General features: G+C 65.5%; 5 protein-coding genes. 4 read left to right on the forward strand and 1 reads right to left on the reverse strand.

Going from position 1 to position 8,525, the window contains the following annotated elements:
- Positions 1–221: 221 nt before the first annotated feature.
- Positions 222–1,538 carry a phosphopyruvate hydratase gene (gene eno, locus F599_RS0105665; protein WP_019542557.1) on the reverse strand — a complete coding sequence of 439 codons (1,317 nt, stop codon included), beginning with the start codon at positions 1,536–1,538 and terminating at the stop codon, positions 222–224.
- A gap of 301 nt (positions 1,539–1,839) precedes the next feature.
- On the opposite strand from eno, the gene F599_RS0105670 reads away from it, so the two are divergent.
- The 4 genes from F599_RS0105670 (at position 1,840) to F599_RS0105685 (ending at position 8,204) form a co-directional block, all read left to right on the forward strand.
- Complete coding sequence (locus tag F599_RS0105670; RefSeq protein ID WP_156021942.1) at positions 1,840–2,940, forward strand: hypothetical protein; 1,101 nt, start codon at positions 1,840–1,842, stop codon at positions 2,938–2,940.
- 273 nt (positions 2,941–3,213) lie between these two features.
- Positions 3,214–4,980, forward strand: coding sequence for a phosphoethanolamine transferase (locus tag F599_RS14775; RefSeq protein WP_019542559.1), 1,767 nt, complete (start codon positions 3,214–3,216; stop codon positions 4,978–4,980).
- A gap of 130 nt (positions 4,981–5,110) precedes the next feature.
- Positions 5,111–6,079: a bile acid:sodium symporter family protein gene (locus F599_RS0105680; RefSeq protein ID WP_019542560.1), complete on the forward strand. Its 969-nt coding sequence runs from the start codon at positions 5,111–5,113 to the stop codon at positions 6,077–6,079.
- A gap of 328 nt (positions 6,080–6,407) precedes the next feature.
- Entirely contained in the window at positions 6,408–8,204 is a 1,797-nt protein-coding gene (locus F599_RS0105685; protein WP_019542561.1) for a methyl-accepting chemotaxis protein, read from the forward strand.
- The last annotated feature ends 321 nt before the right edge of the window (positions 8,205–8,525 follow it).

Here is an 8,525-nt window from a genome sequence, read left to right on the forward strand (position 1 = left end):
TGATATAAGGAAGCGCACCCCCCTCTTCTGCGGCCGCCGCGATGACGCAGAAAACGAGGCTGCCGCGCCCTGGTGTCAGGGTGCGGCAGCCTCGTTCTTTCTTGTTTCGCAGTTCAGGGCAGCCCCTGCTTGCCGCGGCACAGACGCGCTTTCCGCTGTCTGTCGCGGGGAAGGTTGATGGCCCATGTCCGGCCGCGCCTGCCGTTCAACGGCTCAGCCTCTCAGCTGCGCTTCGCGGCGTCGCGGAAGCCGAAGGCCTGCTTGCCCGGGTAGACGGCGCTCGCGCCGAGCGTCTCCTCGATGCGCAGCAGCTGATTGTACTTCGCGACGCGCTCCGAGCGCGAGGGGGCGCCGGTCTTGATCTGGTCGGCGTTGAGCGCGACGGCGAGGTCGGCGATGGTCGTGTCCTCTGTCTCGCCCGAGCGGTGCGAGACGATGGCCGTGTAGCCCGCCTTGTGCGCCATCTGGATGGCGTCGAGCGTCTCGGAGAGCGAGCCGATCTGATTGAGCTTGATGAGGATGCTGTTGCCGCAGCCGAGCGAGATGCCCTTCGCGAGGCGCTGCGTGTTCGTGACGAAGAGGTCGTCGCCGACGAGCTGCACCTTGTCGCCGAGCGCCTTGGTGAGGCGCTGCCAGCCCTCCCAGTCCTCTTCGTCGAGGCCGTCCTCGATGGAGTAGATCGGATATTTCTCGACGAGGCTCTGCCAATGCGCGATGAGCTCGTCCGACGTGAACTCACGGCCGGATTTCGGCTGCTTGTAGTAGCCCTTGCCCTTTTCGCTCTTCCACTCGGAGGAGGCGGCATCCATCGCGAGCACGAAGTCCTTGCCCGGCACGTAGCCGGCGTTCTCGATGGCCTTGAGGATGTGCTCGATGGTGTCCTCGTCGCTCGCGAGGCTCGGCGCGAAGCCGCCCTCGTCGCCGACGGCCGTCGTCTCGCCCTCGGATTTCAGCAGGGCCTGCAGCGCGTGGAAGACCTCCGTCGCCTGCCGCAGCCCCTCGCGGAACGTCGGCGCGCCGACCGGCATGATCATGAACTCCTGCGTGTCGACGGAGTTCGTCGCGTGCGCGCCGCCGTTGAGGATATTCATCATCGGCACGGGCAGATGATGGCCCGCGAGTCCGCCGAGGAAGCGGTAGAGCGGCACGCCCTGCGCGGCTGCCGCCGCCTTGGCCGCCGCGAGCGAGACGGCGAGGATGGCGTTCGCGCCGAGATTCGATTTCTCCTTTGTGCCGTCGAGCGCGATCATCACGCCGTCCACTGCGTAGATGTCGGCGGCGCTCAGGCCCTTGAGCGCGGGCGCGATTTTCTCGTTGATGTTGGCGACGGCCTTGCTCACGCCCTTGCCGCCGTATTTCGTCTTGTCGCCGTCGCGCAGCTCGAGCGCCTCGAACTCACCCGTCGAGGCCCCGGAGGGCGCCGCCGCCCTGCCGACAGCCCCAGAGGCCAGCGTCACCTCCGCCTCGACGGTCGGATTGCCGCGCGAGTCGATGATCTCGCGCCCCACGACATCGATGATGCTCAAATCGTTTCTCATCTCAAAGACCTCCTGACGTTTGTTTGAAAACATTTCTCATTTCACTGTCATCGTATCATAGTTGAGAGATATTTTCAACTAATATCTGACGACGTCTGCGATTTTCATGATACACGAACGCCGCGCCGCTATCTGTCACAAAAGTTACAAGCGCGCCGCTGCGCTTCGGCTGCCGCGTGAAAGCGCCCGCGCGGGTGGCGGCGGGCAGATGCGGCGCGCCGCCCGCCGAGGCGCCGCTTCCTCATGCGTTGCCAATCCCCGCGTGCTATATTGAGGGAAAGAACCGGAAAGGATGATCGCCATGAAACGAAATCTCCGCTGCTTGTTCCTCGCGGGGCTCGCCATGCTCCTGCTACTCGTCGCGCCCGCGCCCCCGCTGCCCGCTGCCCGCGCGGAGGCTGCGGCCGTCACGGCCACGGGTCAGGGCGCCGACGAGCGCAGCGCGCTGCACGCCGCCATGCGCGCCGCCGTCGAGCAGGAGGTCGGCGTCTACGTCGACAGCCGCACGCGCCTCGAGAACTACCGCCTGCTCTCCGACAGCGTCTACACGAAGTCCGAGGGCTTCATCGACCGCTATGACATCCTCTCCCACGACGTGCTCGGCGGTGTCCACACCATCACCATCCGCGCGGAAGTCTCCTCTGAACGCCTGCGCGCGAACGCGCTGAGCCGCCTGCAGAAAAAGGCGCTCATCGGCGCGAACCTCGAGGATCCGCGCATCGGCGTGCTCGCGGTAGACGCCGCGGGAGAGAGCTATCCGGCGCTCGAGAACGCGCTCGCCGCCGCGCTGCTGCGCGAGGGTTTCTCCCGCGTCATCGACCTCGGCCAGGCGGCTGCCGCGCGCCGGGCCGCGCTCGCCGCGGATGACGCGGAGGATGCCGCCGCGCGGGCCGCCGCGCGCGCGGCTACGGGCTGCGACTACCTCGCCGTCGTCCACGTCGCAAAGGACACGGAGAGCCTCGACGCCGTGCTGCCCGGCCTGCACAAGGTCTACCTCACGGCCGCCGCGCGCCTCATCAACACCTCGACGGGCGAGATCACCTGGGCGGGCACGGCGGACACGGCCTCCTCCCACTGGTACGCGGGCGCGGAGGGCGAGGCGCTCGCGGCCGCCGCGCGGAAGCTCGCGCGCCCGCTCGCCAGAGCCGCCCTCGAGAAAGCCGCGACGCCCGAGCAGCACGTGCGGCTCACAGCGCCCGTCTCCCTGCTCGGCGGCGCGGCGGCTGCGCGCGAGCGCCTCGCCGCGCTCCCGGGCGTCGCCCATGTCTACCTCCGCGGCATCACGGCGGGCCGCCTCACCGCCGACCTCGACTACGACGGCACCGCCGCGGATCTTGCGGCCGCGCTCTCGCGCGCGGGCTACACCGTCCGCAGCCTCTTCTCCGAGGCGATCGCACTCTGAGGCGAGGGACTGCCGGTTTAGGGAACCACTGATTAATTCAGCGGTTCCTTAGGGCAAAGCTGTGGCGCGCCGCGCGCGAGGCGCCGGGCCCGAGGCGTCGCGCTCTGAGATGAGGCGTCCTTTGCCTTGCTTTTTCCTTCCTTTTGTATTACGCTGAGATTGGAACGCCGCCGCAGCTCTCGACGGCGTTTCCTACGGCTGGCGGGACGGCGGGGAACGGCTGCCCTCCTGCCTGTACGATGCCAGATCTTTTCCCTGGAAGGAGTGTCTTGCTTGCGCTTTCCCCATGTTCTCCCCCGGCCGCTGTGGCTTGCCTACGGCCTGCTCGCGCTCTCACTGCTGGCCGCGTTGCTTCACTCACCCTATGACATCACACTCACGGGCAGTCTTTGGCTGAGTCTCTTCGCCTGGCGCCTGCTGCCGACGCGGGCGTTCCTCAGCCGCTGGCTCGTCGGCGCGCTCGCCTTTTCCTCCGTCATCCTGCTGCGCGCGCTGCACCTCGTCTGGATGCAGCTCACCATACCGGGACTCTCGCTCTTCACGGCGGTCTTCGGCATGACGCTCGCGGCGGCCGCGCCGCTCGGCGCAGTAGCGCTCCGGCAGAGCCGCCTTTCCTTGCTCGCGCGGCCGTTCGCGCTGCTCGCCGCGCTGCTGCTCTTCCTGCCGCCGCTGATCTTCTGGGGGTATTATGCCTTCGCGCACGCCTGCTTCAGCACGGACACCATGCAGGCCATCCTGCAGACGAATCCCGCGGAGGCGCTGCAATACGTGCGCGATGCCGTGCCGCCCGCACGGGTGCCGCTGCTGCTCCTGCTGCTTGGCGCGTTTTGCGTGCTGCTCTCCTGGTACAGCCGCATCACCGTCCTCCCCGCGCCGACGCTGAAGCGCGGCGGCGCCTCCCTATCGCTCCTCTGCGGCGCGCTGCTGCTCGCCCTCTCGTCCTACAACATCTACGGCATCGTCGCGATCGGCACCGCGCGGATCTTCTCGGCGCAGCAGGCCTTCGTCGCCTCCGCGCCGCAGCGCCTGGCACGGCTCCAGGGCCTGCCGCAGGACGGGCCGCCGGGGCTCTATGTCCTCGTCATCGGCGAGTCGGCGAACCGCCTCCACATGTCCGCCTACGGCTATGCGCGCGATACGACGCCGTGGCTGCGGCAGATACAGAGGACGCCTGACTGCCTTCTCTTCCAGCACGCCTACGCGAACTTCGTCGCCACACTGCCCGCGCTCTCCTACGCGCTCACCGCGCAGAACCAATACGAGGAAACGGACGCCGAGGACGCGACGACGCTCATCGAGGCTGCCAAAGCCGCCGGATTCCATACCATATACCTCAGCAACCAGGGAAAGCTCGGCCTCTACAGCACGCCGCTCGTCGCCATCGCCAGCGAATGCGACGAGGCGGTCTGGCTCCATCCGCAGCAATTCTTGAGCAAGGGACGCGAAGAAAAAAGCCTCCACATCGAGGACAGCGATCTCGTCAGCGCGCTCCAGGGCATCGAGACCGCCCCGGACAGCCGCACACTCCTCGTCCTGCACCTCATGGGCTCGCACAACACCTACGAGAACCGCTACCCGGAGGACTTCCATCCCTTTGGCAGCGAGACGCTCATCGACCGCTACGACAACTCCATCACCTACACGGACGCCATCCTGCAACAGATTTACGACGACGTGCGCCAGCGGCCGGACTTCGCGTGCCTCGTCTACTTCTCCGACCACGGCGAGGCCGTCGACGAGGGATACATGCACAACGGCGACGCCTACCGCCCCTCCATGACCTACATCCCGCTCGTCCTCCTCGCCTCCGACACCTACCGCGCGCGCGCAGCCGCGAAATGGCAGACGCTCGCCGCGCACCGCGACGCCTATTTCACAAACGATCTCATCTACGACCTCATGCTCTCCCTCATGGATATCGACACCGGAGACACGCGGCCGGAGAACGACATCGCAAGCCCCGCCTACGACGCCACGCCCGCGCGCTTCCGCACGGAGCACGGCGCGGAGCCCATCGTTCCGCCGGGTGCCGGCGACTGAGCACCGCATATCTCCATAGGATATGCACTTCCTAAAGATATCCCTGCCCCTTGACATGTACTCTGTAAAGTTGTAACATCGTAGACAATCTCTCAGCAGAGTACCTCAAAAGGGAAAGGAAGTTGCATTTATGAAAACACTCGAGAGACTCAGCGCATTCATCTCCAAGTATATGGCGGTCTTCGTCATCCTCGTCGCGGCCGTCGCGCTCTACCAGCCCTGGACGTTCCATTGGGCGGCGTCCAAGGTCACGATCCTGCTCGGCGTCGTGATGTTCGGCATGGGCATGACGCTCCGGCTCGAGGATTTCCGCCTCGTGTTCCAGCGCCCGCGCGACGTCTTCGTCGGCGCGCTCGCCCAGTTCACCATCATGCCCGGCCTCGCCTGGCTGCTCGCGAAGGGATTCAACCTCCCGCCCGACCTCGCTGCGGGCGTCATCCTCGTCGGCACCTGCCCCGGCGGCACGTCCTCGAACGTCATGACCTATCTCTCGAAGGGCGACGTCGCGCTCTCCGTCTCCATGACGATGACGACGACCGTCCTCGCGCCGGTCGTCACGCCGCTGCTCACCTGGTGGCTCGCGGGCGCCTGGGTCGACGTCTCCTTCGCCGCGATGATGCTCTCCATCCTGCAGGTCGTCATCCTGCCCATCGTGCTCGGCATCGTCATCAACCGCTTCTTCGCGGAGACCGTGCAGCGGTTCATCAAGCTCCTGCCGCTCGTCTCCGTCATCGCCATCGTCCTCATCGTCGGCGGCGTCGTCTCCGTCAGCGCGCAGCGCATCATGGAGACGGGCCTGCTCGTCATGGGCGTCGTCATCCTGCACAACCTCGGCGGCTACGCGCTCGGCTTCGCCATCGCGAAGGCGCTGCGCATGGACATCGCCAAGGTCAAGGCCATCTCCATCGAGGTCGGCATGCAGAACTCCGGCCTCGCGACCTCGCTCGCCCTCACGCACTTCGGCGCGGCGGCCGCGATCCCCGGCGCGATCTTCAGCGTCTGGCACAACATCTCCGGCTCCATCGCGGCGAACTACCTCGCCGCGCGCATGACGCGCAAGGAAGCGGCAGAGCCCGCACCCGCGCAGGAAAACGCCTGAGCGGCCCATCCTTCATCTTGAAATATACCGAGGCACACGTTATACTGAGCATGAATCAATGAGTGTCATGGTTTGAACAAAACGATACGCCCCCGCGGCTGGTACCCGCGGGGGCGTTTTGCGTGGCAGGCAGGCCGCCCGCGTGGCGATGCCGTTCGGCGCTCCGTCAATACATCGATTGAAACAATGTTTTTATTGAACAGATGTGAGATTTCTTGCATAAAACAGGATGCTATGCTATAACTAAGGTTGGGATTTTCATTTTTGAGTAAAGTTTTGTTCATCTGTTTTTTATAACAGATCTGACACGCCAAGGGAGAGATTTGCCATGCATTCCATCCGTACCAGGCTCACCGTCCTGTTCGTCACCCTGAGCTCCGTCGTCGCCGTGCTCATCGCGGGCTACTTCATCTATGCCTTCGTCGCGAAGAACCAGGCGGACGTTGCCTCCTACCGCCAGCTCCTGAACGACCAGTTCGACCGCGAGATCCGCCAGCAGACCGAGGGCCTCGTCTCCTCGCTCGACGCTATCTACGCTGCGCAGCAGGCGGGCACGCTCACAGAGCAGGAGGCGCGCGCGCTCGCCATCGCGACGATCAAGAGCGACCGCTACGACGATGGAAAGGGCTACTTCTTCGCCGACGACAAGCAGACCGGCGTCTGCGTCGCGCACGCCACGCTCGGCAGCAAGGTCGAAGGCAAGCGCCGCATCGACGACCAGGACGAGAACGGCGACTACTACATGCGGAAGATCTTCGCCGCGGCCGCGGAAAGCGACGCGGGCGGCTTCTCCAACTTCTCCTTCCCCAAGCCGGGCGAGAGCGTCGGCACGCCGAAGCGCGGCTTCTCCATGGAGTTCAAGCCCTACGGCTGGATCATCTGCACGGGGACATGGATCGACTACATCGACGCGGCGGCGCAGGCCTATAACGAGCAGGCACAGGCGGCGCTCCATCACCAGATCCTCGTCTCCCTCCTGCTGCTCCTCGCACTCGAGCTCCTCATCGTCTTCGCGGGCAGGCGCCTCGCGGGCAGCCTCTCGCGCCCCATCGCACGGGCGACGGACATCCTGCACCATTTCTCAGAGGGCGACTACCGCATCGCCATCGACACATCTGCCGCCGGGCAGGACGAGCTCGGCAGCATGGTGCGGATGCTCGCGACGCTGAAGGGCTCCATGTGCGCGCTCATCGAGCGCGTCCAGGCGGCGGCGGACGATGTCTCCTCGCATGCGGAGCAGATCCAAAAGGGCTCCGAGCAGTCCGCGCAGGCCTCCTCCCAGACGGCGGGCGCCATCACGAACGTCGCCTCGGCCGCAGAGGAGCAGAACGCCGCCGTCAAGGAGGCCGCACAGTCCATCGCGGCGCTCACCGACAGCATGACGCGCGTCAGCGACAACGTCCACCAGAGCGCGAGCGCCGCCAAGGAGGCGCAGGAAAGCTCGGAACAGGGCAGCCAGACGGCGGCCGACGCCATGTCCGGCATGCAGGCCCTGCAATCGTCCGTAGAGGAGACCTCCGCCGCCATCGACCGTCTGGGCACACGCTCCAAGACCATCGGGCAGATCACCGACACCATCACCGGCATCGCCCAGCAGACGAGCCTGCTCGCGCTCAATGCCGCCATCGAGGCGGCCCGCGCGGGCACGGCGGGCCGCGGCTTCGCCGTTGTCGCCGACGAGATCGGCAAGCTCGCGAGCGAGTCGCAGGACGCCGCGCAGAGCATCGCCGCCATCATCGCCGACATCCAGAAGGACACCGCGGCGGCCGTCGAGCAGATGCGCCAGGGCAAGGAGCTCGCGGGCCACGCCGCGCAGACGGCGAAAGATGCCGGCAGCGCGTTCGCCAGCGTCACAACCTCCATCACGCACGCCTCCGCCATGACGGCGGACACCACGGAGCGCGTGCGGAACGCCGCCGCGCAGATGCAGTCCATCCAGGCAGCCGTCGCCAAGGTCGAGAAGATGAGCCAGGCCATCGCGCAGCAGACGGAAAATGTCTCCGCCGCCACCGAGGAACAGTCCGCCTCCGTCGAGGAAATGGCGGCCAACTGCCAGCAGCTCGCCGCCATGGCGGACAAACTCCGGAACGCCGTCGCGCAGTTCCGCTGCGACAAGGCGCACTGAGGCGCCTATCCACCTCAGCACATTCCTCATGACAAAAGGGACTGTCTCACGAAAGCATTTTCGTGCGGATAGCCCCGTTTTCTTTGACCTCAATCACGGTCATCTGACACTGGCGATAATCATGGCATAAAAAACAGTACAAGAAACAGGCGGTCACCGATCGCCTCGTTTTTTGCACTGTTCTGTTTCAGGCTGCTGCCACAACTTGGATGAGGTGCACGCCTAATCGCTGTGCCTGTATTTTGCAATGCAATTTAAAAATGTTATGTGCCATTGCCAGCAGGATGGTTTCTGCCTCTACGTTGACATGCCCTTTTGTCA

This window comes from Selenomonas bovis DSM 23594 (assembly GCF_000381005.1).
In the GTDB taxonomy this organism is placed as follows: Bacteria; Bacillota; Negativicutes; order Selenomonadales; family Selenomonadaceae; genus Selenomonas_C; species Selenomonas_C bovis.

Excerpts from the sequence above, each read along its gene's own strand:
- eno (WP_019542557.1), bottom strand. The coding sequence starts at position 1,538 with ATGAGAAACGATTTGAGCATCATCGATGTCGTGGGGCGCGAGATCATC.
- F599_RS0105670 (WP_156021942.1), top strand. The coding sequence starts at position 1,840 with ATGAAACGAAATCTCCGCTGCTTGTTCCTCGCGGGGCTCGCCATGCTC.
- F599_RS0105680 (WP_019542560.1), top strand. The coding sequence starts at position 5,111 with ATGAAAACACTCGAGAGACTCAGCGCATTCATCTCCAAGTATATGGCG.
- F599_RS0105685 (WP_019542561.1), top strand. The coding sequence starts at position 6,408 with ATGCATTCCATCCGTACCAGGCTCACCGTCCTGTTCGTCACCCTGAGC.